This is a genomic window from Grimontia celer, from assembly GCF_900055185.1.
Lineage (GTDB): Bacteria > Pseudomonadota > Gammaproteobacteria > Enterobacterales > Vibrionaceae > Enterovibrio > Enterovibrio celer.
In genome coordinates, this window is record NZ_FIZX01000001.1 from 604,964 (window position 1) to 627,950 (window position 22,987).

At 47.7% G+C, this 22,987-nt stretch carries 20 protein-coding genes; 12 read left to right on the top strand and 8 right to left on the bottom strand.

Translation table 11 applies throughout. The features are described 5' to 3' along the window. The first annotated feature begins 330 nt into the window (after positions 1-330). The 4 genes from GCE9029_RS02775 (at position 331) to GCE9029_RS02790 (ending at position 6,244) form a co-directional block, all read left to right on the top strand. Entirely contained in the window at positions 331-2,100 is a 1,770-nt protein-coding gene (locus GCE9029_RS02775) for a chitinase (RefSeq protein ID WP_062660926.1), read from the top strand. Between the two features lie 476 nt (positions 2,101-2,576). Then, positions 2,577-4,037, top strand: coding sequence for a chitinase (locus tag GCE9029_RS02780; RefSeq protein WP_082804254.1), 1,461 nt, complete (start codon positions 2,577-2,579; stop codon positions 4,035-4,037). 345 nt (positions 4,038-4,382) lie between these two features. Further along, positions 4,383-5,426 carry a GMP reductase gene (locus tag GCE9029_RS02785; RefSeq protein WP_062660927.1) on the top strand — a complete coding sequence of 348 codons (1,044 nt, stop codon included), beginning with the start codon at positions 4,383-4,385 and terminating at the stop codon, positions 5,424-5,426. Between the two features lie 302 nt (positions 5,427-5,728). Beyond that, entirely contained in the window at positions 5,729-6,244 is a 516-nt protein-coding gene (locus GCE9029_RS02790; protein ID WP_062660928.1) for a hypothetical protein, read from the top strand. 72 nt (positions 6,245-6,316) lie between these two features. On the opposite strand, the gene GCE9029_RS02795 is transcribed toward GCE9029_RS02790, so the two are convergent. Continuing rightward, positions 6,317-7,240 (bottom strand): LysR family transcriptional regulator, encoded by a 924-nt coding sequence (locus GCE9029_RS02795; RefSeq protein WP_062660929.1) that lies wholly within the window; start codon positions 7,238-7,240, stop codon positions 6,317-6,319. Between the two features lie 148 nt (positions 7,241-7,388). Here GCE9029_RS02795 and GCE9029_RS02800 point away from each other — a divergent pair, with 148 nt between their 5' ends. Next, positions 7,389-7,643, top strand: coding sequence for a hypothetical protein (locus GCE9029_RS02800; protein ID WP_062660930.1), 255 nt, complete (start codon positions 7,389-7,391; stop codon positions 7,641-7,643). Between the two features lie 39 nt (positions 7,644-7,682). Continuing rightward, positions 7,683-8,234 carry a carboxymuconolactone decarboxylase family protein gene (locus tag GCE9029_RS02805; protein ID WP_062660931.1) on the top strand — a complete coding sequence of 184 codons (552 nt, stop codon included), beginning with the start codon at positions 7,683-7,685 and terminating at the stop codon, positions 8,232-8,234. Positions 8,235-8,468: 234 nt separating this feature from the next. Here GCE9029_RS02805 and GCE9029_RS02810 read toward each other — a convergent pair whose 3' ends face one another. Both GCE9029_RS02810 and ppk2 read right to left on the bottom strand, forming a co-directional pair. Beyond that, the gene (locus GCE9029_RS02810) at positions 8,469-8,753 is read right to left on the bottom strand and encodes a hypothetical protein (protein ID WP_062660932.1); all 285 of its coding nucleotides are present in this window, start codon (positions 8,751-8,753) and stop codon (positions 8,469-8,471) included. A 17-nt stretch (positions 8,754-8,770) separates the two neighbouring features. Then, a complete protein-coding gene (gene ppk2, locus GCE9029_RS02815; RefSeq protein WP_062660933.1) occupies positions 8,771-9,643 on the bottom strand; it encodes a polyphosphate kinase 2 in 873 nt (290 codons plus the stop codon). 153 nt (positions 9,644-9,796) lie between these two features. On the opposite strand from ppk2, the gene GCE9029_RS02820 reads away from it, so the two are divergent. Further along, on the top strand, positions 9,797-10,684 hold the full coding sequence (locus GCE9029_RS02820) for a LysR family transcriptional regulator (RefSeq protein WP_062660934.1): 888 nt from the start codon (positions 9,797-9,799) through the stop codon (positions 10,682-10,684). Between the two features lie 45 nt (positions 10,685-10,729). Here the strand turns inward: GCE9029_RS02820 and GCE9029_RS02825 are convergent, their stop codons facing one another. Beyond that, the gene (locus GCE9029_RS02825; protein ID WP_062660935.1) at positions 10,730-12,373 is read right to left on the bottom strand and encodes a calcium-binding protein; all 1,644 of its coding nucleotides are present in this window, start codon (positions 12,371-12,373) and stop codon (positions 10,730-10,732) included. A 526-nt stretch (positions 12,374-12,899) separates the two neighbouring features. Here GCE9029_RS02825 and GCE9029_RS02830 point away from each other — a divergent pair. Both GCE9029_RS02830 and GCE9029_RS02835 read left to right on the top strand, forming a co-directional pair. After that, positions 12,900-13,664 (top strand): helix-turn-helix domain-containing protein, encoded by a 765-nt coding sequence (locus tag GCE9029_RS02830; protein WP_062660936.1) that lies wholly within the window; start codon positions 12,900-12,902, stop codon positions 13,662-13,664. Positions 13,665-13,784: 120 nt separating this feature from the next. After that, a complete protein-coding gene (locus GCE9029_RS02835) occupies positions 13,785-15,872 on the top strand; it encodes a VIT and vWA domain-containing protein (protein ID WP_062660937.1) in 2,088 nt (695 codons plus the stop codon). Positions 15,873-15,941: 69 nt separating this feature from the next. Here the strand turns inward: GCE9029_RS02835 and GCE9029_RS02840 are convergent, their stop codons facing one another. The 4 genes from GCE9029_RS02840 to GCE9029_RS02855 form a co-directional block, all read right to left on the bottom strand. Beyond that, entirely contained in the window at positions 15,942-16,682 is a 741-nt protein-coding gene (locus tag GCE9029_RS02840; RefSeq protein ID WP_062660938.1) for an SDR family NAD(P)-dependent oxidoreductase, read from the bottom strand. Between the two features lie 33 nt (positions 16,683-16,715). Then, a complete protein-coding gene (locus GCE9029_RS02845; RefSeq protein ID WP_062660939.1) occupies positions 16,716-17,405 on the bottom strand; it encodes a hypothetical protein in 690 nt (229 codons plus the stop codon). 180 nt (positions 17,406-17,585) lie between these two features. Beyond that, positions 17,586-18,236, bottom strand: coding sequence for a response regulator (locus GCE9029_RS02850; protein ID WP_062660940.1), 651 nt, complete (start codon positions 18,234-18,236; stop codon positions 17,586-17,588). Positions 18,237-18,272: 36 nt separating this feature from the next. Further along, entirely contained in the window at positions 18,273-19,643 is a 1,371-nt protein-coding gene (locus GCE9029_RS02855) for a cache domain-containing protein (RefSeq protein WP_231870022.1), read from the bottom strand. A gap of 244 nt (positions 19,644-19,887) precedes the next feature. Between GCE9029_RS02855 and GCE9029_RS02860 the strand changes: the two genes are divergently transcribed. From GCE9029_RS02860 to GCE9029_RS02870, 3 genes are all read left to right on the top strand, one after another. Then, positions 19,888-20,931: a TRAP transporter substrate-binding protein gene (locus GCE9029_RS02860; RefSeq protein ID WP_438356859.1), complete on the top strand. Its 1,044-nt coding sequence runs from the start codon at positions 19,888-19,890 to the stop codon at positions 20,929-20,931. A 61-nt stretch (positions 20,932-20,992) separates the two neighbouring features. Further along, on the top strand, positions 20,993-21,535 hold the full coding sequence (locus GCE9029_RS02865) for a TRAP transporter small permease subunit (protein WP_062660942.1): 543 nt from the start codon (positions 20,993-20,995) through the stop codon (positions 21,533-21,535). Continuing rightward, positions 21,522-22,907: a TRAP transporter large permease gene (locus GCE9029_RS02870; protein ID WP_062660943.1), complete on the top strand. Its 1,386-nt coding sequence runs from the start codon at positions 21,522-21,524 to the stop codon at positions 22,905-22,907. The genes GCE9029_RS02865 and GCE9029_RS02870 overlap by 14 nt, the downstream gene beginning before the upstream one ends. The last annotated feature ends 80 nt before the right edge of the window (positions 22,908-22,987 follow it).

The window sequence follows — 22,987 nt, forward strand, 5'->3', positions numbered from 1 at the left end:
TAGCTTACTGATAAAAAGGAATATTTCGTTCGAAAAAGATGACTTGGCTTCAGTTTGTTCAACTACATTAAAACTGCACTGAACTTGCTTCACTTCAAAAATTAACCCTACAACAAACCATGCTTTATCACGATTTAGCCAGATTGCATCCAGTCTGACATTTCTCTGGTGGATACTTGTCGAGTCCTTTATCTCTTGATGCATATAGTTGATGTGGCAGCAAAATTCGCTTTCCGTAAGAGATCTTACGGAGCGAGAAAATCGCTAAATACCAAAGAAGTAAAAGCGAAAGGGCTAGCCAACCATTCATTTTGATAAGGACTTTAGAAGATGAAACAGACAGCTTTTCTCAGTGCGATAATAGCTGCAACCCTTGCCGCGCCTGCGGCAATGGCTATGAATCCTCAACCTGATCCACAAAATCCAGAGGGTTTCGTTGTCACCCGTGCAGAAGTGCAAGCGGCCGAGGTGGCAAAAACGCATGACCCGATGTACACCACTTGGGCGCAGGCACTGCGCACGCGAACGAACGACATTGTTGAAGCCATTGTTCCCGGCGCAGCTTCTAACCCGGAGAACGTTAAGCGCGTTGAGCGTGTATTCCCTGAGGCAGATTGGGACTTCCTGACTCAAATGGCTGCACCGGAATACACCTATACCCGATTCCTGCGTGCGATTGGCAAGTTTCCTGCGTTCTGTGGCGAATACACCGATGGTCGTGATTCTGACGCTATTTGTAAGAAGTCGATCGTGACTGCGTTTGCGCACTTTGCTCAGGAAACCGGTGGTCATATTGCAATAGACAACTACTGGGATAACCCACAAGGTTTGGAAGAATGGCAGCAAGCGCTAGTCCATGTCCGTGAAATGGGTTGGTCAGAAGGGCAGGAAGGCTACACGACTGGCTGTGGGCAGAATGACTGGCAAAACAAACGCTGGCCTTGCGCTGCCGGTCAAGGCTATTTCGGGCGTGGTGCGAAACAGCTTTCTTACCATTTTAACTACGGCGCATTTTCAGAAGTGATGTACGCGGGTGATGCAACCAAACTGCTCAACGAGCCCGGTTTGGTGGCTGATTCCTGGTTGAATCTGGCTTCCGCGATTTGGTTCTTCCTCACGCCACAAGCGCCGAAACCTGCGATGTTGCACGTCATTGATCGTACCTGGGTTCCTTCACAGCGTGAACTGGATGCAGGCATTGGCTATGGCTTTGGTACCACAATTAACATCATCAATGGTGGGATTGAGTGTGGTGAGCAAAACAAGGACAAGGGTCAGCCAGTTAACCGTATCCGTTATTGGGAAGGGTTGGCAAAGCATTTCAATATCCCTATCGAAGCGGATGAAACCAATACCTGTTGGCAACAACTGCCTTATGGCAGCCTCAACCTGCAAGGCGCAACAGATGTGCTTTACACCAACTGGGATGGCAACTGGAAGTACTTCGCAGATCGTCCTGGCGGCTATTCGTTCGAGTGTGAATTAGTGGGTTACCAAACGGCTTATTCCGCATTGGTGGAAGGTGACTATGAGAAGTGTGTGACTAACTTCTATGAATCTCACGCTGGTTGGCCAGCAGTGCGTGTTGTTGATGTCATTGATACCAACCCTGGTGACGGTTCTAACCCAGGAGATGGCGGTACGCCAACCAATACTTGGGATAAAGATGCCGTCTACCTTACTGGTGACCGCGTCACAGTGAATGGTGTCACGTATGAAGCGAAGTACTGGAACCAAGGCGTGAACCCAGAGACCGCAGGTCAGTGGGGAGCTTGGAAGGTAGTCTCTGGTGATACGACGGGAGGCAATACGCCAACGAACCCAGATACTGGCTCAGGGAATGGCACAGATACAGGCACGGATACAGGCACGGATACAGGTACAGGTGGTGATACCGGAGGGACTGGTGGTGACACAGGGACAACAAACCCTGATACCGGCACCAACCCTGATCAGGGAGAAACCACTTGGAACGCGACCACAGTTTACCTAGGCGGTGATCAAGTATTGGTAAACGGTGTGACGTATGAAGCGCTTTATTGGAATCAGGGTAACAATCCGGTTTCTGGTGCTCAGTGGGGGCCTTGGAAGAAAATTTAAAGCGTTTGTAAATTGAAAATGTCGTGCTCTGCTTAGTGGGTGGAGCACGACTTTTTATGGATTAAGCGGCACGTCAATACCGTGCTGGTGCCGAGTATCATGCAAACAATGAAGCCACTCGCAGAATAATCACTTAGTTATATGTCGTAAAATCAGTACATTCTGTTGTCTATTTTTATTGAGAATATGCTCACCGTCAAATAATCACTTAGCAACAAATCATCCTGTCTCATAACTCGTCGGCGCATTAAACATTCTGACATTCCTTTTACCGATAGTAGTCGTCTTGTGTATTCACTCATGCATATAGTCTCCCTGTCCGCGCTATCAATAAAAGAACACTGAATCGCCGCGGCCTGCAGCGTTATCTACAACCTAGTTGGTCAGATAGAACACGGGTCGAAGGAGCATAAAAAAGCGCAATTTGGGCACGTCCAATGGACGTTCGCAGAAAAAGTTTTGATAAGGAATTTAAGATGAAACACTCGGCTTTATTTACCGCCCTGTTCGGCGCGAGCTTTCTGGCTCACAGCGCCGTTACCATGGATCCAGTACAAGACCCTGACAATCCGAACGGATTTGTTGTTTCGCAATCAGAAATTCAGGCCGCGGAAGACGCGCTGACTCTGGACCCAATGTATGACATTTGGTCTCAGGCACTTCGCACTCAGCCAAACTCAGTGGTAAATGCCATTGTACCTGGCGCAGCAACCAACCCTGATAACGTCAAGCGTGTAGAGCGTGTTTTCCCGGAAACCGATTGGAATTTCCTGACTCAGATGGCAGCACCTGAGTACACTTACACCCGCTTCCTGAAAGCGATTGGTAAGTTCCCGGCATTCTGTGGTGATTACACCGATGGACGTGATGCTGATGCGATCTGTAAGAAGTCGATCATCACTGCGTTTGCACACTTTGCGCAGGAAACCGGCGGCCATATCGCTGTCGATAACGTGTCAGATAACCCGCTTGCACTGGAAGAGTGGCAGCAGGCGCTGGTACACGTTCGCGAAATGGGTTGGGCAGAAGGTCAGGAAGGCTACACCACAGGTTGTGGTCTGGATGACTGGCAAAACCGTCGTTGGCCATGTGCGGCAGGTCAGGGTTACTTTGGCCGTGGTGCGAAACAGCTTTCTTACCACTTTAACTACGGCATGTTCTCTGAAGTAATGTTTGATGGCGATGCAACCCGCTTGCTTAACGAACCAGCATTGGTTGCGGATTCATGGTTGAACCTGGCATCTGCGATTTGGTTCTTCCTGACGCCACAAGCACCAAAACCAGCGATGTTGCATGTTATCGACCGCACCTGGAAACCTTCGCAGCGTGAAATCGATGCGGGTATTGGTTACGGCTTTGGTACTACGATCAATATCATCAATGGTGGTATTGAGTGTGGTGAGCAGAACAAAGATAAAGGTCAGCCAGTTAACCGCATCCGTTACTGGGAAGGTTTGGCTGCGCACTATCAAATCCCAATTGAAGCAGACGAGAAGAACACCTGTTGGCAGCAAACGCCATTCGGTAGCCTGAACCTGCAAGGCGCGACAGACGTGCTTTACACTAACTGGGATGGTAACTGGAAATACTACCCGGACCGTCCAGGCGGTTTCTCATTTGAGTGTGAGCTGGTGGGCTTCCAAACCGCATACTCTGCACTTGTACCTGGCGATTATGAGAAGTGTGTGACCAACTTCTATGGCTCTCATGCTAACTGGCCAACCGTACGTGTTGTCGCTGATGCAGACAAGCCTTCTACCGGTACTCCGGGTGGTGGCGGTGAGCCAGTAGATCCGAACGCTTGGAGTGCTACCAAGGTTTATAACACGGGCGATCGCGTGGTGGTAAACGGTGTTACTTATGAAGCGATGTACTGGACACAAGGTGATGATCCACTGCTGAGTGAAGCATGGGGACCTTGGAAAAAAGTCCTGTAAGGACTAATTAGTCTTAAAAATCAGCCGCGTGTTTCGATAAGAAATGCGCGGTTTTTCTTTTTTAATCAGAGAGATAATAGAGAGTGTTAAGGGGAAGAAGAGACTGGAAAAAGGACTTTTTCGAGGTTGTAATCTGACAAAAGATATCACAAAAAAATTATAAATATCAGACTTGCCTGAAAAATTTCTGTGCCTATAATGCTGAAAACCGGAGCGTCTGCCAACGCTCCGGTTTTTTTGTGCCTGCTTTCTGGTGACGTAATGAACAATCTGCCAATTGATTCATACGTGGGAAAGCAACCTGTCCGAAAGGGCACATTGTCTAAATGATGTAAGGAAAGACAAATGCGTATCGAACAAGACTTGAAGTTGGGTTTCAAAGATGTACTGTTTCGCCCGAAACGTTCTACCCTAAAAAGCCGTTCTCAAGTTGAATTAACCCGCGAGTTTACCTTCAAGCACAGTGGCCGTCAATGGCCTGGTGTTCCTGTTATCGCTGCAAACATGGACTCTGTAGGTTCATTTGATATGGCGAAAGCGCTGGCTGAACACGGCTGCATGACAGCGGTTCACAAACACTACACAGTTGAAGACTGGGCGACGTTTGTCGCGGGTGCAGATGCGAAAGTGCTGAACAATGTGATGGTATCTACCGGTACGTCTGAAGCGGATTTCGTAAAAACCCAGGAAATCATGGCGCTGTCAGATGAGCTGATCTTCATCTGTATCGACATCGCTAACGGCTACTCTGAACACTTGGTTGAGTATGTTCAGAAAGTCCGTGCAGAGTTCCCGGATAAAGTGATCAGTGCAGGTAACGTGGTTACCGGTGACATGGTTGAAGAACTTATCCTTGCGGGTGCAGATATCGTGAAAGTCGGTATCGGTCCTGGTTCTGTGTGTACAACCCGTGTGAAAACCGGTGTGGGTTACCCACAACTGTCAGCCATCATTGAATGTGCGGATGCTGCGCACGGTCTTGGCGGTCGCATCATCGGTGACGGTGGCTGTGCCTGTGCTGGTGACGTTGCAAAAGCGTTCGGTGGCGGTGCAGATTTCGTGATGCTGGGCGGTATGCTGGCTGGTCATGAAGAAAGCGGCGGTGAAGTGATTGAACAAGATGGTAAATCTTTCATGAAGTTCTACGGCATGTCATCGCAATCAGCGATGGACAAGCACTCTGGCGGCGTGGCGAAATACCGTGCAGCAGAAGGTAAGACCGTAATGCTTCCTTTCCGTGGTTCGGTTCACAACACCATTGCAGATATTCTGGGTGGCGTGCGTTCAACCTGTACTTACCTAGGTGCAGCGCAACTGAAAGAGCTAACAAAGCGCACCACTTTCATCCGCGTACAGGAGCAAGAAAACAACGTATTCGGTAAAGAGTAAGTTGTTCGCTAAGCGAAACCGCTAAAACAAGCATCATTTGAAAACGCCTCTTTTTGAGCCACGCCTTGTTATGCAAGGTAAAGCAAAAGAGGCGTTTTTGTATTTGTGTTATGTGTGCTTTCCTATGAGGGTGATGCTACTTTGTGGTTTGGAATTGTCCCCAAGCTGTCCAAGAGCCAAGCCTATATACAATTCAATCTTACACTTTTGAACGGATAACAAACAAACCTGTCTATTTTTGAACTCTATTGTGCTTCGTAAAATAGCGCCATCAACTTGCTAACATATAATGAAGGTTCGCTATGAGCACATCACAACTCATTCTTGAGTTATCTCTTATCGGTACAATGCTACTCGTTACGGGTATTTTTTTGGTTCGTAGCTATGACAAAACTGATAGCGTAGGAACGAAAGTTCAAAAGATCCTAACTGGTCTTCTTGGTGCCTTTATGGTGATGGCGGGAACAGTAAAATTCTTTGACCCGTTTACTACTATGTTCGCAAAACAAATCGCACTGAGTGAACTGCCTTTTCCGACTCTGTCTCGTTGGGCGGGTCAATTAGGTGAGATTTTTGCAGGTTTACTGCTACTGGTGGTGATGATTGGTAATAAGGCACTCGCAGCACCGATTAAAGATAAAGCCATGCAATTATCAACGCTATTAACGACCGCAATTATGATTGTCGCGGTGTATGTTCACCTATTGCCAAGTGTGCCGGCAGAAGTGCTACCGCTTCAGTCTAAACCACCGGTAATGACACTGATCATTCTTGGGTTAGCTTGGTTAAATGCATTCCTATATTTTCGCAAAAAGTAATCGTTAAAGTCACATAATAAACGCCAGATTAGTTCGTCTAGTCTGGCGTTTTTCAATTCATAAATACAATAACTACGAATTTCGCTCTGAGTGAATCGAAGCCAGAAATTCCGCCGATTGCCCAAATCGTTCAAAAATCATGTCCCTAAAGGCAACCACTCTGGTCGCTATCAGCTTTCTGTCTGCCCACACCAAGAATGCTTTACCCGTTGGGTATTCTACGTCTGGCAATACCTCTACTAACTCTTTTCTTTCCGCATGCTTTTCAAAAGCTGCGCTTGGCATCATACAGATACCAGCTCCTGCTATTGTCGCATCAATATTTAAACGCAAACTGCTGATTGAGTAGCGAGGCTGATAGGGGATACGGATCGCTTTGCCATCTTCTTTTAACTCCCAGTATGGCAAGTTATTACCTGAGAGTAGCTGATGGTTAATCAACTCTTCCGCTCGTTCTGGCTGACCATGTTTTTCAATATAGCTTGGCGATGCTGCAAGCATTAATGGTGATTCAAACAACTGACGTTGTATTAAATGATTGGCATGAGGTCGGGTCGTCACAATCGCAAGATCAATCTGCTCATCAAAAAAGCGTTCTGTACCTGAGCTAAATTGAATAGTTACGGAGACCTCCGGGTGAAGCTGCATAAACTCAATAGCCATCTTTTGCAGGAAATTATCAGCAAATGGTTCTGGGCAAGATACTCGGATTTCACCCGTTAATACGGGCTGACTATTCGAAAGCTGCGTCCACTCATCATTAAGCTGCATGAATAGGGCAGCGAAGCGTTGGTAGTATTCGTCACCTGCCGTAGTGAGCTGGAACTGTTTTGCATTACGGTGTACCAGTTTTTCACCCAGTTTATCCTCAAGGCTTGCCACCGCCCTTGATAGCGTTGGGGCTGAAACGTGTGTTTTAAGGCTCGCTGCTGCAAAGCCGCCGAACTCGACCGATTGGCAAAACAGATAGAGATTGGAGATGTCTTTTGCTTTCATAATTGATCGCTTTTGAGGATTGCACTCTGAGTTAATCATTCAAATATGAAAGATTCAAGTTCAATGTTGTCTATTTTTGATTGTGATGGTCGGTGCCAATATAACCCCATCAGTTAGCCAATCGCAGTTAAGTATAAGAGAGAGCAGCATGAAAAAACTTCCACGTAAGTTCCAGTACCCACTAATGGTTTCTATGGTTCTACCTATTATGCTTCTTAGCATGCCAGCCATCATGGTAGCTAAAACACTGCAAGAAAACGGTCTGTTCTCCGATGCATTTCTTGAGGCGTGGTTAAGCGCCGTTTCACAGATTGTGCCATCTGCCCTGCTAGTTTTAGCCCTCGTTGCACCAACGGTTCGTCTGTTTGTAACCAAAGTATTGCTAGAACCAGAAGTAAAATAAGTCTGTAGAGTTAATAAGTTAAAGAATAGGAAAGAGATAATGAGCGAGTTTAAACTACACACCGTTGAGTCAGCACCTGAGAAAAGCAAAGTAATCCTTGAGGGCGCACAAAAGCAGATGGGTATGGTTCCAGGTCTTTACGCAGTAATGGCTGAATCTCCTCAAACCCTAACAGCGTACACGCAACTGCATCAGCAATTCACCAACACATCATTCGACGCTGAAGAGCTGACTGTGGTATGGCAAACCATCAACGTTGAGCACGAGTGTCACTACTGCGTTCCTGCACACACTGGCATCGCACATTCAATGAAAGTAGACACAGCACTGACCGAAGCATTGCGTAATGATGAAGCAATGCCAACACCTAAACTTCAAGCACTAAAAGACTTTACTCTTGCAGTAGTACGTGAGCGTGGCCATGTATCAGAAGCAGACCTAGCGGCATTTTTTGCAGTGGGTTACGGCCAGCAGCAGGTTCTAGAAGTGATCCTTGGTCTATCGCAAAAAGTGATCAGCAATTACGTAAATCACATAGCTCACACACCAGTAGACAAAGTATTCGAGAAGTTTGCTTGGGCTAAAAAATAATCCCGCGACTTAGCTTTTACTAGGACACACAGAAATTGGAAACAACATCAAGTATTTATGTGTTGAGCTAGAAGACGCTCTTCGGTTATCAAAAGAAATTGAGAGCTGACAGATTAGATTTAGCAAATCGTCTCGCAATGGATAGTGCTTTTACTCTAGCTCACTTGTGTTCAAAAATGTTCCAGAGCCAAAACGCCACCTCTGATGAAGTGGCGTTTCGCTTTGAAGTTGGCGTTAACCTTTCTTCTTTTTGCTGATCTTTTTGGCTTTTTTGATCGCAGATTTCTTAGAGGCTTGCTTTTGGGCAACTTCCAGCGATTGGGCGGCTTTTAGCGCCTTTTTCGCCTCTTTCAGCTTTTTCCCTGCTTTGTTTTCACCTTTTTCTGCCGCGTGAAGGTTTTCTACCGCGTGTTTCACTGCGGCTTGTGCAGCGGATGTCGCTTCAGATGCCTGTTTGGCTTCTTCAGAGCGTTGCTGAACCTTGAGCTTCAATTTGGCGATACTGACTTTCTTACTCATTGTGTATCCTTCTGTCCTTAAGGCGCTTTGACGATTTGAGTGTCCAACCGATTGACGACTTCCATATCTTTCCCTGGGTAATCGAGTTGGCTGAGGAAATGGCGCATACAATTGAGGCGTCCGCGTTTCTTGTCGTCAGAGAGTACAACCGTCCACGGGGCATCTTTGGTATGGGTGTGGAACATCATGGTGTCTTTGGCTTTGGTGTAATCATCCCACTTGGAGAGGGAGGCCAAATCCACTGGGCTTAACTTCCACTGCTTAAGCGGGTCGTTTTTGCGTGATTTGAATCGGCGGAATTGCTCTTCCTGACTAACAGAAAACCAGTACTTGAATAGCTTGATACCACTGTTGGTGAGCATGCGTTCAAGCTCAGGAACCTGACGCAGAAACTCCAAATACTCGGTGTCATCACAAAACCCCATGACTTTTTCGACACCTGCTCGGTTATACCAAGACCGGTCAAACAGGATAATTTCGCCTTTAGTTGGTAGGTGTTTGATATAGCGTTGGAAGTACCATTGGTTACGCTCTCGGGCATTGGGTTTTTCCAATGCAATCACATGCGCTCCACGTGGGTTGAGGTGCTCCATAAAGCGTTTGATCGTCCCGCCTTTCCCGGCGGCATCACGACCTTCAAACAAGATCACTATGCGTTGATTAGTGTCTTTTACCCAACCTTGCATTTTCAACAGTTCTATCTGAAGTTCATGCTTGTTTTTCTCGTACTCAACCACGTTCATTTTTTTGTTGTAGGGATATTTTCCGTCGGCATTCCAAGCGAGATTTTTCACTTTCTTATTCAGATCAAAAGGGAAAGAGTGGGTGTTATTTAATTCGATGCCCGGATTTGTTTGTTGTCCTTGGGACAGGACGGGGTTCTGCGTCATATTTTCCACTCCTTCTTGAATGCACACCGAAATTGGCTGCGATTCCTTTTGTCTATATATTGAGAAATATGTCAGTTAGGTTAATTATGCATGACGGCTTGGTGTAAATTAAATGTTATTAATCTATGACTTTAATAATTAAAAATTATCATCATGAATCTGACTCAGCTTAAGCTTTTCAATGAATTAGCGCGGGAGTTAAGCTTCGTGAAAGTGGCTAAACTCAACCACATCAGCCAGCCTGCGGTGAGTGTGCACATCAAGAAGCTGGAGCACGCACTGGGTCAGCAGTTGCTTTCCCGTACCTCCCAGACAACGCAGCTCACGCCGGAAGGGTTGTTGATCCTAGAGGATGTGAAGGAAATCCTCAGGCTCTGCGAAAACATCAAGGTTCGGTCTAATTACCACCAGGGTGTTGTGGAAGGACATGTCCGTGTCGCGGCGATACACAGTGTGGGTATGTATGAGCTGGGAGATTTCTTGGCCTCGTTCATGAAGGCGTTTCCTAATATTCGGGTACACCTTGAATATCGTCATAGCGAAGAAATTTATGAGGATATTCAAAAGGAAAAGATTGATGTGGGGATTGTCGCTTATCCTCAAAAAAGGCCCACGATTGAATCCTTACCTTTTTCTGAAGACCAACTGGTGCTTATTACCGGAAATAAGCATCGGCTCTCCCATAAAAAATCGATTTCTCTTTCAAATATTGAAGAAGAGCCTTTTATTGCCTTTGGGGAAGGCATTCCTACCCGTGTAGCTATCGATAATCTGTTAGAAAAAAACGGCGTGAGTGTAGATATCCGTATGACACACAACAATATCTACACGTTGAAAAAAGCGGTTGAAGCAGAAGTTGGTGTGGCGATCGTGCCCTCTGCCACAGTTGGGGAAGAAGTTGAAAGGGGGACACTAAAGCGTATTAAGCTGAATGTGGAAGACACAAAGCGTCCTATTTCTGTTATTCGACTCGCTGGCAGAAAGGGGAGTGCGCCGGTAAATTTGTTCGTAGAAAGATTGCTGGCATTTTCGCGCAGCTAAAGAAAAAGCCGCAATGAGCGGCTTTTAGATCAGAGCAATGATGATTTAAATCGTGGTGAAGTCGAAAATATCGGCTGTCACATGATTCGCATTGAATTGCTTTAGGGTGATGGTGGTGTTGTCGCCATCAAAGGTGATGACTGTGGATGCACCGACCTGCTGCGTATTAATTTGGCTAAAGCGTGTCACCAGAGAGCTGTCAATTTCTATGGTGTCTTGGAAGCGGTTAAAGTCTTGGATGGTGTCTTGACCGTCATGGTCACGGAAGACAAAAGTATCTTTACCGGTGCCGCCAATGAGATAGTCGTTACCATTGTTGCCAACAATACGGTCATCACCATTCTGACCGCCAAGCCTGTCGTTACCGATACCGCCAACAACATGGTCATTACCATCACCGCCCCATAGGGTATCGTTGCCTGTGCCGCCGTTGAGGCTGTCATTACCTTCGCCGCCACGCGCAACATCATCACCATGGCCACCTCTGATCACGTCGTTGCCTTCGTTACCACTGATATTGTCGTTGTCAGCGCCACCATCAATGGTGTCGTTGCCTTGACCACCGTATATGTCGTCGTTGCCATGGCTGCCGCGGAGGATATCATCACCATAGCCACCGGCAATATGATCGTTACCGCGCGCGCCGCCGAAGTTATCATTGCCAGCACCGCCGTGGAAGAAATCGTCTCCTTCACCACCGTCGCCGTAATCATTACCCAGGCCACCTAAGATGAAGTCATTACCATCCCCACCCCAAATACCGTCGTCGCCAGTTCCCCCTACGATGTGGTCAGTACCAGCACCACCTTTAATGATATCGTGACCATCTCCGCCATCTATCTCATCGTTTCCATCACCGCCGAGCAACATGTCGTTCCCGTTTTCTCCCGCCAGGATGTCGTTACCGGCACCGCCATCGAGAGTATCGTTCCCGTCTCCGGCCCAAAGGTCATCGTTCCCATTACCGCCAATAAGCTGGTCATCGCCGGTAAAGCCTTCTAAAAGGTCGTCTCCATCACCGCCGTTCATGTAGTCGTTGCCAGCTTGACCAAAGAGCCTGTCATTGCCGTCGTCACCATACATGATGTCGTCACCGTCACCGCCAAGTTGGAAGTCATTGCCCGCACCGCCATGCTGAGTGTCGTTGCCGTCTTGTCCCCAAAGTTGGTCGTCGCCAATGCCACCTTTCTGAACGTCGTTTCCGTCTCCGCCCCAAAGAACATCGTTACCCGTGCCTCCATCTATTTCATCGTCGCCTTCATCGCCAAAGAGAACATCGTGGCCATCACCACCGGAGAGAAAGTCATTGCTGTCTCCACCAAACAACCGGTCATTTCCAGTACCGCCATAGAGTTTGTCTACGCCTTCCTGACCATACAGTTCGTCATCGCCATTTCCGCCGTAAAGGACATCATCTCCTAGGTTTCCTTCGACGCGATCATTACCATCGTCGCCGTAGAGAAAATCTGCGCTCAAACCACCTCGGACGATGTCATCACCATCACCGCCGTGAAGCTCATCCGAGTCTCGACCACCCACAATGGTATCGTTCCCTGCGCCTCCATCGACATAATCTGTGCCGCCATCTGCGCGGATAAAATCATCACCATCATGTCCATAGATTTCATCGGTATCATTGGTGCCGATAAGAATGTCGTTGCCGTTTGTGCCGTTGATAATGTTTGCCATTACTTGCTCCTTTGTCCTTCAGGAAACAGACACCGATAGAATTATTGTTTTTCGATGTCGTGGTTACTTAATGCCGTGATTGTTCGATTGAATATGACAGTTCAATGGCCAGCGTTCTTTCAAGGTAAACGAGGCAGTGCTTGGCTATGTTAGCGGTGGCTAATGAAGCAGTGGAAAAAACGGTTGAGAAAAGAATGAGGATATGAGCGGTTAGTGAAACGTTGCTATTGCGCTGACTTTATTGGTCTCATTAACGGATGTAGGTAGATAGTTGTGTAAATTAAAGAGGTTAGCGCCTTTAAATATATCGCTCTGCTTTGAGCGGAGATATCGTCATCGAGTTGGAACGCTGAAGTATGGAATTTTCATGAAAACTGTTCGAAAAACAACCATGCACAGCAAGGCATAGGCTTATGTCCGGACTTTTTTCTTCTTGGTGAGGAAGATGTAGCACTCCATTAACGTATACATCTTGGCATTTGCCTAGATTCCGCTTAACGTTAAGTGGTTAATCAAGGAGAGACGAATGTCAGAGTGTGAGCAGGTCATTCAGGCGCTGAAAAAGCAGTTAAAATCACATGGTGTGAATTATCAGGATGTCGCAAAAGCGCTGGACTTGAGCGAAGGTTCGGTAAAGCGGCTTTTCTCAAACGGGGGCAGTATGAGCCTTGAACGTTTGTCCGCAGTGTGCAACCTGATTAATCTGGAAATGACGGCGCTGTTTAAACTTGCTGAAGAAGAGAGCCAGAACCTTTCTTCATTAACGTGGGAGCAGGAAGAGCAGTTAGTGGCTGATAAAGCGTTACTGCTGGTGGCAGTTTGTATTACCAACGGTTACCGCTTCGAGCAAATCCTAAGCCAGTATAATCTTAATGAGCCTCAATTAATTCAAAAGCTGGCACATCTTGACCGCATTAAAGTGATCGAGTTGATGCCGGGTAACCGCATTAAGCTCAAAATCTCTCCATCATTCTCTTGGATTGCTGGCGGTCCTATCCAACAATTCTTTCAGCAACAGGTCATTAAAACCTTTTTCCGTACGCACTTTTCCAAGGACGACGAGAAACTGGTGATGTCGACCGGGCTTATGTCCTTGCCGACTAATTATAAGTTTCAGCAGCGCATTCAGCGTCTGGTCAAAGAGTTTTATGAATCGTGCAACAGCGACAGCGATTTATCCATGCAGGAGCGGCATGGCACTTCCATGGTTATCGCCTTGCGTCGTTGGACGTTCCCGCTGTTTGATGAATTTGAAACCGGGGAAGAGTCGCCAAAAAGTCGCGCCGGATAGTACCCCCAGTATCACCATTTGCCACTTTGACTGACAGGCTTTGTGGCTTCCAGGCCTTCATGCAACCTACTGGTCAACAGGAGAAACACTCTCCGATGACAGAAGGTAAAGGAGGCAATGATGCTGAACCGACCGAAAATGATTTCACAAATCGCCATTTGGGGCGTATTGCTTGTCACCATGTTTATCGCCACGTTTTCGCCGAAAGCGTTGGCGGCGGGGCTCCTCAAACCCGTCAACAGCCAACATAAAGATCTTCAAATTGAATCCCACCATGTCGACGTCGCTATTCAAGACGGATATGCCACCACGTCTATAGAACAGACGTTCTACAACCCTAATGATGTTGAACTGGAAGCCTTGTATTCTTTTCCCGTTCCCCAGAAAGCGGTTGTCGGCGAGTTTATCTACTGGATTAACGGCTCACCGGTAATCGCAGAGGCGGTTTCCAAGGAAAAAGCCCGTAAAATCTATGACGACCAAAAAGCGCAGGGTAACGCCACCGCATTGACAGAAAAAGACGAATTCAAAACCTTTGATATGAGGGTGTACCCAGTTCAGCCCCAGCAGAGTGTGAAAGTGAAGCTGGTGTATATGCAAGATGCTCTGCTGGATCATGGGATTGGGCGTTATGTGTATCCGTTGGAAGAAGGCGGTGTAGATGAAGCGAAAAACAGCTTTTGGACCCGTAACGACAAAGTCGAACAAGACTTTTCGTTCAACGTGACATTGCGTTCTTCTTATCCTGTTGATGGTGTAAGGCTGCCTGCCCACCCTTCGGCAGTCATTAGTCAGGAAGCCGATGGTGAGCACACCTCGTGGAAAGCGAATATCACCAATCACATTGCCAATACGGTGCAAGAGGGAGAATCCCAGCAAGCCGTGCAGGCTTCAATGAGACTTGATCAGGATGTGGTTTTCTACTGGCGTTTACAGGATGGTTTGCCGGGCCGTGTCGATATGGTGTCCTATCGCGACCCTCAGGCATCAAAGCGCGGTACGGTGAAACTGACGTTCACGCCGGGTGATGACTTGACGCGAGTCACGCAAGGACGTGATTGGGTGTTTGTTCTGGATAAATCTGGTTCCATGTCCGGTAAGTATTCAACGCTGGTGGAAGGTGTTCGTCAGGGGCTGGGCAAATTGCCTTCTGAAGACAGGTTCCGCGTCGTGATGTTCGACAGCAATACCTATGATTTAACCGGTGGATTTGTGGCGGCTAACTCAGCGAACGTCAACAAAGCTCTGCAGTCGGTCGAGCAGGTTGAACCTAGTAACGGCACCAATCTCTATGAAGGTATCTCTGCCGCTATTCGCAAGCTGGATGATGATCGCCCCACTGGGATTGTCTTGGTCACAGACGGCGTAGCGAATGTGGGAGTCACGGAAAAACGTCGCTTCTTTGAGCTGATGGAAAAACACGATGTACGCCTGTTTACTTTCATCATGGGTAACAGTGCCAATACGCCGCTGCTGGTGCCGATGACCAAGTTGTCGAATGGTGTGGCGACGTCGGTATCCAGTGCAGATGATATTATTGGTCACCTGATGAATATCACCAGCAAGTTGACCTATCAGGCATACCGCAATATCCAACTCAATATTGATGGCGTGAAAATTAAAGACCTGACACCGGAGCAAATCAGCAGTCTCTATCGTGGTGAACAATTGACTGTGTTTGGTCATTACTTCAAAGGCGGCGAGGCGGATATCAAGCTGACTATGGACATTGGTGGTGAGTCCCGCGAGTACCGCACCAAAGTTATGTTGCCAGATTCAGCGACTGAGCATCCTGAACTCGAGAGAATGTGGGCGTTCTCAGCGATTGGAGACTTGCAGGAGCAAATGGATTATCTGGAGCAAAAAGATAGCGACAAAGAGCAAGCGATTGAAGATATCGCGCTGGAATATGGTTTGCTGACCGATTACACCTCGCTTCTGGTGGTAGAGGAAGACGTTTTTCAGCAACTGGGTATGGAACGCAAAAACCAGACACGAGTGCTGAAAGAGCAAAGTGCCCGTGAGATCAGACAGAACAAACCAGTGAAACCAACACGTGCTGACAACACTCAGCCGATGTTTACCCAACCCGCTCCAACGCATTCCGGCGGTGGTAGCAGTGGTGGCAGCATGAACATCCTGGTATTGCTGAGTATGATTTTGTTCGGTGTTAGCCGAGTGATGGTGGGCAGAAAACAAAACCGATAAAAACGTTGTGAACGAAAATAAACGAAAAGAGGCTGCGAAATGCAGCCTCTTTGCTTTGGCCTTTACTATTTAAGTCAGGCTCAAACCACCGTCGATAACCAAGGTATGGCCTACGATGTATTTCGCTTTGTCTGAACTCAGCCAGACAATCGCGTCAGCAATTTCCTGCGGCTCGGCAAACCGTTGGCAGGGTACCTGACTTTCTACAGTCTGCTTGAGTGATGTTCCCATTTCTTCCTGTTTTTGTTCCCAGCGGGGTGTCCAGGTAACGCCAGGGGCAACACTGTTTACACGAATTCCTTTTCGGATCGCCTCTACCGCCACAGATCGTGTGATCCCCTCCAGCCCATGTTTGGTGCCGGAATACATGGCGGCATTTGGGGTTGGTCGAACCCCGTTAACGGAGCTGACATTGATGATGCAAGCACCTTCCTGCATCAAGGGAAGTTCATAGCGGAGGCATAGTGCAGGCACCCAGTAGTCACTGATCATGGTGCTGTAGAGAGCATCTATCGGAAGGGTCGAGAACTCACCGCGCGATTCAATGATGGGTGAAGCGTTGTTGATGGCGATGTCGATATGGCCATAGTTCTCGCGTATATAGCCGAAGAAACGGTCAACCTGATGAACATCTTTCAAATCCAAGGGCAGGTAATCGACCGCTGAAAGTTGCGGATACTGTGCCATCGCCTGATTCCACTTTTCTTCATTTCGGGAGCAGGTAATGACCTTATATCCGGCATCATGAAAGGAAAGCACGGTTTGAAGACCAATGCCGCTACTACCGCCAGTGACAAGAACTATTTTCATGCGCGCTCCATGTCGGCAAAAAGAAATGCCTGGCTAGCGGTGCGTGAAAATATCGTCCACCATAATCCGCTGTGTAGTGCGAACATGTTTCTCTGCTTCATGTTCTTCGTGGAACTGTTGCTCGCCAAGCATACTCAGAATGTCAAAGAAATACCGTACGCTACCTCTTTGATTATTCATTGTTTTAAGCATAGCATCGGTGTAAACATCTGGTGCGGTATGTGTCAATTCTGAGGCGATTTTTCCAATCTGCTGGCAGCAGTAAACCGTGCGTGTGCGGTCTGCTGCGTGCGCGTAAGTGATACATAAAGACCACTCCTCACTCCGCAGTGCTTCCCATATGGAATTGGCGACATCGAGACGATCGTTTATTGGCGTATTGGCAAGCGAGCGCAAGTAAAAGCGACGTTTTTTGACCTTCATTTTATTCTTGATGCGTTCAGACGTGACGAAAGCTTTGGTCAACACTGGCATGGATATCATGTAAACCAACAAGGTACCGACGAGTGTGGCGAGAAAGAAAATGTCTGTGGTGAGACCAAAGTAGAGGCAGGATACCGTGGTTATCACAGCAAACAGCATGAAAGCAGCAGAGATTATAAGCCTTGCATACCATCTTGCCGTGTTGGCGTAATTAGGTGCCTGTTGGTTAAGAGACTGAAACGACACCCCTTTGAAAGCAAGTTTGGGGTATTCAGGGATAGGGAATTGCTCCTGATGCATAACAACCCTCCATCATTCAGTTCGATTAGTACTTACAGATTACTTTTTTCGGCAGGAAATTCGTTAGCTTTAGTCAAAAAGTGAGAACAAAACCATCAGAGAATCCGCATGTTATCGAGGAAATGGTGCAGGCATTCGTTACATCAATCCTAAATATCGCTGAATTCGCTTTCTGAATGGCTAGTGTTCAATTTCCCCTTTGACCCAGCCTTGCTCGATGGCGTACTTCACTAAGCCAGCTGTTGAGGTCACGCCGAGCTTTTTCTTCACTCGCAAACGGTGTGTTTCCACGGTGCGTACGCTGATGTTCAATTCGCGGGCGATGGTTTTGTTGCAAGCGCCGTTAGCGATGAGAATGAGCACGTCTTTTTCTCTAGGAGTAGGGATGTTGTCATCGTGTTCTTTGTTTTCCATCTGGCTCATGCTTTCCATCAGAGTTTCGGAAACCCCGGCACTGAAGTAAGAACCGCCGCCTGCGATGATATCCAGAGCCTGAACCAATTCCTGAGAAGATACATCTTTCAGCACATAACCTTTGGCGCCGCCACGGAATGCCGAAACGATGTACTCTTTGTTGTTGTGCATACTGAGGATGACGACTTTGATTTCGGGGGCTTTCTCCCTCAATTCACTCAGTACTTCCAAACCGGTTTTTTTCGGCATAGAAATGTCGGTAAGCAGGATATCCGGTCCCAATGCCAAAGACTGTTCAATGGCAGATTCACCATCACTTGCGGCACCAATAATAGTGAACTGAGGTTGCTTGGATAAGCGCTCCATCAGTCCGTCCTGAAGCAGGACATGATCGTCTGCAAGTAATAGCGTGGTCATGAGTTTCTCCTTGTGACTCTTAAATCCTTTCTGCGTCTATATAGCAATGGGCACAATTGCCCGTACTTCCGTACCCTGATCATGCAAGCTACTGATAGAGAAAGTGCCATCGAGGTTCTCGATGCGCTCCCGCATATTCTTTAAGCCCATCGACTGGCTGGTGTTCGACACTCTATGTTCTTCGAAACCGATGCCGTCATCAGCGATGGTTAGCACGATTTCGCCTTCTTCTTCCTGCAATATCATGTCGACTGCTTTTGCCTTAGCGTGTTTCTCAGCATTGTGGAGCGCTTCCTGAGCGACACGGAACAGGGTGATCTCTGCTGATTTCGATACCTTACCCATATCCAGGTGGTGCTCAAACAACACTTTCATCCCGGAGCGCTGGGAGACCTCTTTGGCGAGATCTTCCAATGCCACCAAAAGCCCAAGATCATCTAGCAAGGCAGGGCGAAGATCTTTAGATATACGACGAAGCTCCCGCACCGCTTCACTCAAGGTTGATTGGCCTAACATGATGTATTGGTCACGTTCACTGTCAGATTTAGCGTCTTTGATATTATCGAGGCGATATTTCACAGAGACCAGAATCTGGTTGATGCCATCGTGAAGCTCCCGCGCAACGCGGGTGCGTTCTTCTTCCTGTGATTCGATAAGCTGTCGGTTCAGTGCCTGTAGTTTTTGGTCGGCGAGTTCGCGGGCGTTGATATGAATGCTGGTGGCAAGGCTCGCCATGATCCCGATAGTGATGATCAGCGCGATCCCCAAACCGATGAAGGTCTTGCTGATGGTTTCGTCAATTTTGCTATGAACGGATTCAACCTGAATCTCGATATCATCAATGTAAACACCGGTACCTACCATCCATCCCCATTTATCAAGACCAATGGCGTAGCTAAGCTTTTTCACCTGTTCTTTACGGGAAGGTTTATGCCAGTAATAGTCGACAAAACCACCGCCTTGCTGTGCGGTGCGAATCAGCGCCTGAAGGAGTTTGAACCCTCGGCTATCTTCTACTTCCCAAATATTCTGGCCGACAAATTCAGGTTGATAGGGCAGGACTAGGTTGGTGCCATCATAGGTATAGGCAAAGAAATAACCATCTTCGCCATAGGTGAGACTATTCAAAATATCGATGACTTGCTGCTTCGCCTTTTCATCGTTTTCGTTGGCAGCATCATAAACCGGAGAAATTGATGCGCGCGCAAGCTCTACGTACTTGAGCAATTCTTGTTTCTTGGACGAAAGGGTTTCCGAACGGATGAGATTGGCTTGATTCTTAGACAGCGTATCGGACTGAATCACCACCAAGCCAATAATAAGGCCAAACATCAAGAGCAAAGGAAGCATTGCCAGTACCAGCAATTTCATCCTTAGTGGCATTACCATGCCTGATAACCTCGTCATTATCACTCCGTCAGTTTCGTTGAGCTTCACTCAGTTACGTATAACTACGTACGACGACTACGCAATGCTATGGACGTTAAGTCCGTTTTCTAACTGATATTTTTTTTGATGTTGCAGAGATAGTCTGGATGTTAACAACTTTTTAACGGTGTCAATGTGCTCTAAACCTCAACCCTACATGCAGCATCTGAATACATGCCAAAAAGTGAAGCTGCGCACCAAGGAGTGGACAATGAAAAAGGCAATGTCAACATCAATAAAAGCGGTCGCTTTAGCAACACTTTGTTTTTCAGGCTCGGCACTGGCTGACAAAGTATTGCTAAAAACGCCTATCGCATTTGGTACACACCTGCCTGCGCTCGGCACACCCATTAAGTGGGTCTCTGAGCGAATTCAGCCAATTTCAGGCAATACCATCAAGATGAAAGTCTATGAGCCAGGCAAGCTGGTCGCCCCTTTGGAGATTCTTGATGCTGTATCCAGTGGTAAAGTGAACTCTGGCTACGCTACAGCAGGCTACTGGCAAGGGAAAATGCCAGCAGCAGCCTTGTTTTCTGCGGTGCCGTTTGGCCCAGAAGCGCCGGAGTACATGGCGTGGATGTTCTACGGAAACGGTCTGAAACTCTACCAAGGCATGTACGACGAAGCAGGTTACAACGTCAAAGTGCTGCCATGTGCCATCATCTCACCGGAAACGTCTGGCTGGTTTAAAAAGCCTATTGAGAAGCCAGAAGATCTGAAGGGGCTGACAATGCGTTTCTTCGGTCTGGGCGGTCAGGTAATGGAGAAACTGGGCGTGGGTACCGTGCAGCTGCCAGGCGGTGAAATCTTCGGCGCGCTTGAGAAAGGTGCGATTGATGCAAGTGAGTTTTCTCAGCCGGCAATCGACCAGCGCTTGGGCTTCCACAAGATTGTTAAGTACAACTATTTCCCTGGCTGGCACCAGCAAGCGACCATGTTTGAACTTTTGATCAACAAAGATACATGGGATGGCATGGAAGAAGATCAGCAAGCCGCTCTGGAAACGCTGTGTTTAGCTTCAATGACCAACTCCATCGCGGAAGGCGAGGCGATGCAGTTTGAAGCGATGCAGAAAGCGCAGGAACAAGGTGTTGAACTGCGTTACTGGAACGAAGAAATGCTGAATTTATTTGAATCTACCTGGCTGGAAGTAGTGGAAGAGCAGAAAAAAGACCCTTACTTCGCAAAGGTATGGGCTGACATGTCTGACTTCCGTAAGAACTACCAGATTTGGGAATCGAAAGGGTTCCTGCCACGCAACAACTAGTGTGGTTTCGGGCAGCAGGATGCTGCCCGTTTTTTCTTTTCTATGGGTGTAGGAGCAAGTTATGACCCAGCCTTCTCACTCACTTCCTGCTTCACCGCTTGCAGACAGCATTGAGCATGTCGTCCGGGTTGTCGGGCGCACACTGGCTTGGAGCTATCTCATTCTGGTTCTGGTTATCATCACGCAGGTAGTGCTTCGTAAAGTATTCAACAATGGCCAGATCGCGTTGGAAGAGTTGCAGTGGCATCTCTATGCCATCGGTGTTTTGTTTGGCCTTTCTTATGCCGAGATGACTGGAACACATGTTCGGGTTGATATTTTCTATCATCGCTTTTCGCAGAAAACCAAATCCTGGATAGAAATCATCACCGTGCTGTTTTTTGTCTGGCCTTTTATGTACGTCATTTTTATCCACTCTCTGGACTTTGTGTATGAAGCCTGGAGGGTCAATGAGCGTTCGAATGCGCCTTCTGGTTTGCCTTGGCGGTGGTTGATTAAATCCGCTATTCCATTCAGTGCTGCCTTGTTAGCGTTTGCCAGCCTTGCCCGACTACTCCGTGCTGTCGCTTACCTGAGAAAAGGAGGTTCACATGGAAGCGAATGAGATTCTTATTTTGGCGATGTTTGGCAGCTTCATCGTATTGCTGTTCATTGGCATTCCCGTCGCTTGGGTTTTAGGCGGAGTGGGTGTTGCGTTTGCTTTCATTGGCTATTACAGCGATATCTACCTCGACACATGGACAGGACTGGATTTCACCACCCTCGGACTTGTGGTTAACCGCCTCTACAAAATCATGGACAACTGGATATTGGTGGCCTTACCGATGTTCATATTCATGGGAAACATGCTGGATAAATCAGGTGTTGCAGACCGCTTGATGCATGCGATGCAGGCGTTGTTTGGCCGTGTGCATGGTGGTTTGGCGATAACCGTGATGGCGATTGGGATTATCCTCGCCGCATCGACAGGGATTATCGGCGCATCTGTCGTGCTGCTGGCAACCATGTCTCTGCCTGCCATGATGAAGCAAGGCTACAACCTACCACTGGCGCTGGGCACTGTTGCTTCTGCGGGTACGCTGGGGATCTTACTACCTCCTTCCATCATGCTAGTGATCATGGCGGATCAATTAGGACTTTCGGTGGGTGACCTCTTTATGGGGGCCATGTTTCCCGGCTTGATGCTGGGCGCAATTTATATTGTGTACCTGTTGATCATGGGCGTAGTGAAGTCAGATTCCCTGCCTTTGCCGGAAGATGTGAAAGGCGTTGATTGGTCAGTCATCAAAGATGTAGCCAAAGCAATCGTGCCAACCTTCATGCTGATTATTGTGGTGTTGGGTTCTATCTTTGCAGGGATAGCTACACCAACAGAAGCTTCAGGTGTCGGTGCATTCGGTGCGATTTTGCTGGCGGTTTACTACAAACGCTTCTCGCTGGCTGTGCTGAAAGAAGTGCTGCTAGATAGCTACAAAACCACCGCTTATATCTTCGCGATATTTATTGGTGCGACCTGTTTTGCTTTGGTACTGCGTGAGCTGGGCGGCGACGAGTTTATTGAAAGTGCCTTTGAAGCACTGCCATTTGGGCCCTATGGCATCGTGGCATTTATCTTGTTGGTGATTTTCCTGCTGGGCTTCTTCCTTGATTGGATTGAAATCACCTTGATTGTGCTGCCGCTGTTAGCGCCTGTGGTATTAGGATTGGATTTGAGCATTGGCGACTATCCGGGGCTGGATAATCCAGAATTGGTATGGTTTGTGATGCTGGTGGCCATGGCCTTGCAGACCAGCTTCTTAACGCCTCCCGTTGGGTTTGCCTTGTTCTATCTGAAAGGGGTATGTCCACCGGAAGTGAAATTGATGGATATCTACAAGGGTGTTGTCCCGTTCATCATACTTCAACTGCTGGCATTGGTGATGTTAGTGTTCTGGCCGAATCTGATACTTTGGTTACCGTCGATTGCTTATGGTTAGTGTGGGTTAGCCACCCAAGAGCAGCAGACCCTCACCGCAAAGAAAAAGCCGACTTTTCAGTCGGCTTTTTACTCCCTGTC

Coding starts and splice junctions, on each gene's coding strand:
- GCE9029_RS02820 (WP_062660934.1), top strand. CDS start 9,797: ATGAATCTGACTCAGCTTAAGCTTTTCAATGAATTAGCGCGGGAGTTA.
- GCE9029_RS02860 (WP_438356859.1), top strand. CDS start 19,888: ATGTCAACATCAATAAAAGCGGTCGCTTTAGCAACACTTTGTTTTTCA.
- GCE9029_RS02785 (WP_062660927.1), top strand. CDS start 4,383: ATGCGTATCGAACAAGACTTGAAGTTGGGTTTCAAAGATGTACTGTTT.
- GCE9029_RS02840 (WP_062660938.1), bottom strand. CDS start 16,682: ATGAAAATAGTTCTTGTCACTGGCGGTAGTAGCGGCATTGGTCTTCAA.
- GCE9029_RS02845 (WP_062660939.1), bottom strand. CDS start 17,405: ATGCATCAGGAGCAATTCCCTATCCCTGAATACCCCAAACTTGCTTTC.
- GCE9029_RS02810 (WP_062660932.1), bottom strand. CDS start 8,753: ATGAGTAAGAAAGTCAGTATCGCCAAATTGAAGCTCAAGGTTCAGCAA.
- GCE9029_RS02790 (WP_062660928.1), top strand. CDS start 5,729: ATGAGCACATCACAACTCATTCTTGAGTTATCTCTTATCGGTACAATG.
- GCE9029_RS02805 (WP_062660931.1), top strand. CDS start 7,683: ATGAGCGAGTTTAAACTACACACCGTTGAGTCAGCACCTGAGAAAAGC.
- GCE9029_RS02850 (WP_062660940.1), bottom strand. CDS start 18,236: ATGACCACGCTATTACTTGCAGACGATCATGTCCTGCTTCAGGACGGA.
- GCE9029_RS02835 (WP_062660937.1), top strand. CDS start 13,785: ATGCTGAACCGACCGAAAATGATTTCACAAATCGCCATTTGGGGCGTA.
- GCE9029_RS02855 (WP_231870022.1), bottom strand. CDS start 19,643: ATGACGAGGTTATCAGGCATGGTAATGCCACTAAGGATGAAATTGCTG.
- ppk2 (WP_062660933.1), bottom strand. CDS start 9,643: ATGACGCAGAACCCCGTCCTGTCCCAAGGACAACAAACAAATCCGGGC.
- GCE9029_RS02780 (WP_082804254.1), top strand. CDS start 2,577: ATGAAACACTCGGCTTTATTTACCGCCCTGTTCGGCGCGAGCTTTCTG.
- GCE9029_RS02825 (WP_062660935.1), bottom strand. CDS start 12,373: ATGGCAAACATTATCAACGGCACAAACGGCAACGACATTCTTATCGGC.
- GCE9029_RS02800 (WP_062660930.1), top strand. CDS start 7,389: ATGAAAAAACTTCCACGTAAGTTCCAGTACCCACTAATGGTTTCTATG.
- GCE9029_RS02870 (WP_062660943.1), top strand. CDS start 21,522: ATGGAAGCGAATGAGATTCTTATTTTGGCGATGTTTGGCAGCTTCATC.
- GCE9029_RS02795 (WP_062660929.1), bottom strand. CDS start 7,240: ATGAAAGCAAAAGACATCTCCAATCTCTATCTGTTTTGCCAATCGGTC.
- GCE9029_RS02865 (WP_062660942.1), top strand. CDS start 20,993: ATGACCCAGCCTTCTCACTCACTTCCTGCTTCACCGCTTGCAGACAGC.
- GCE9029_RS02775 (WP_062660926.1), top strand. CDS start 331: ATGAAACAGACAGCTTTTCTCAGTGCGATAATAGCTGCAACCCTTGCC.
- GCE9029_RS02830 (WP_062660936.1), top strand. CDS start 12,900: ATGTCAGAGTGTGAGCAGGTCATTCAGGCGCTGAAAAAGCAGTTAAAA.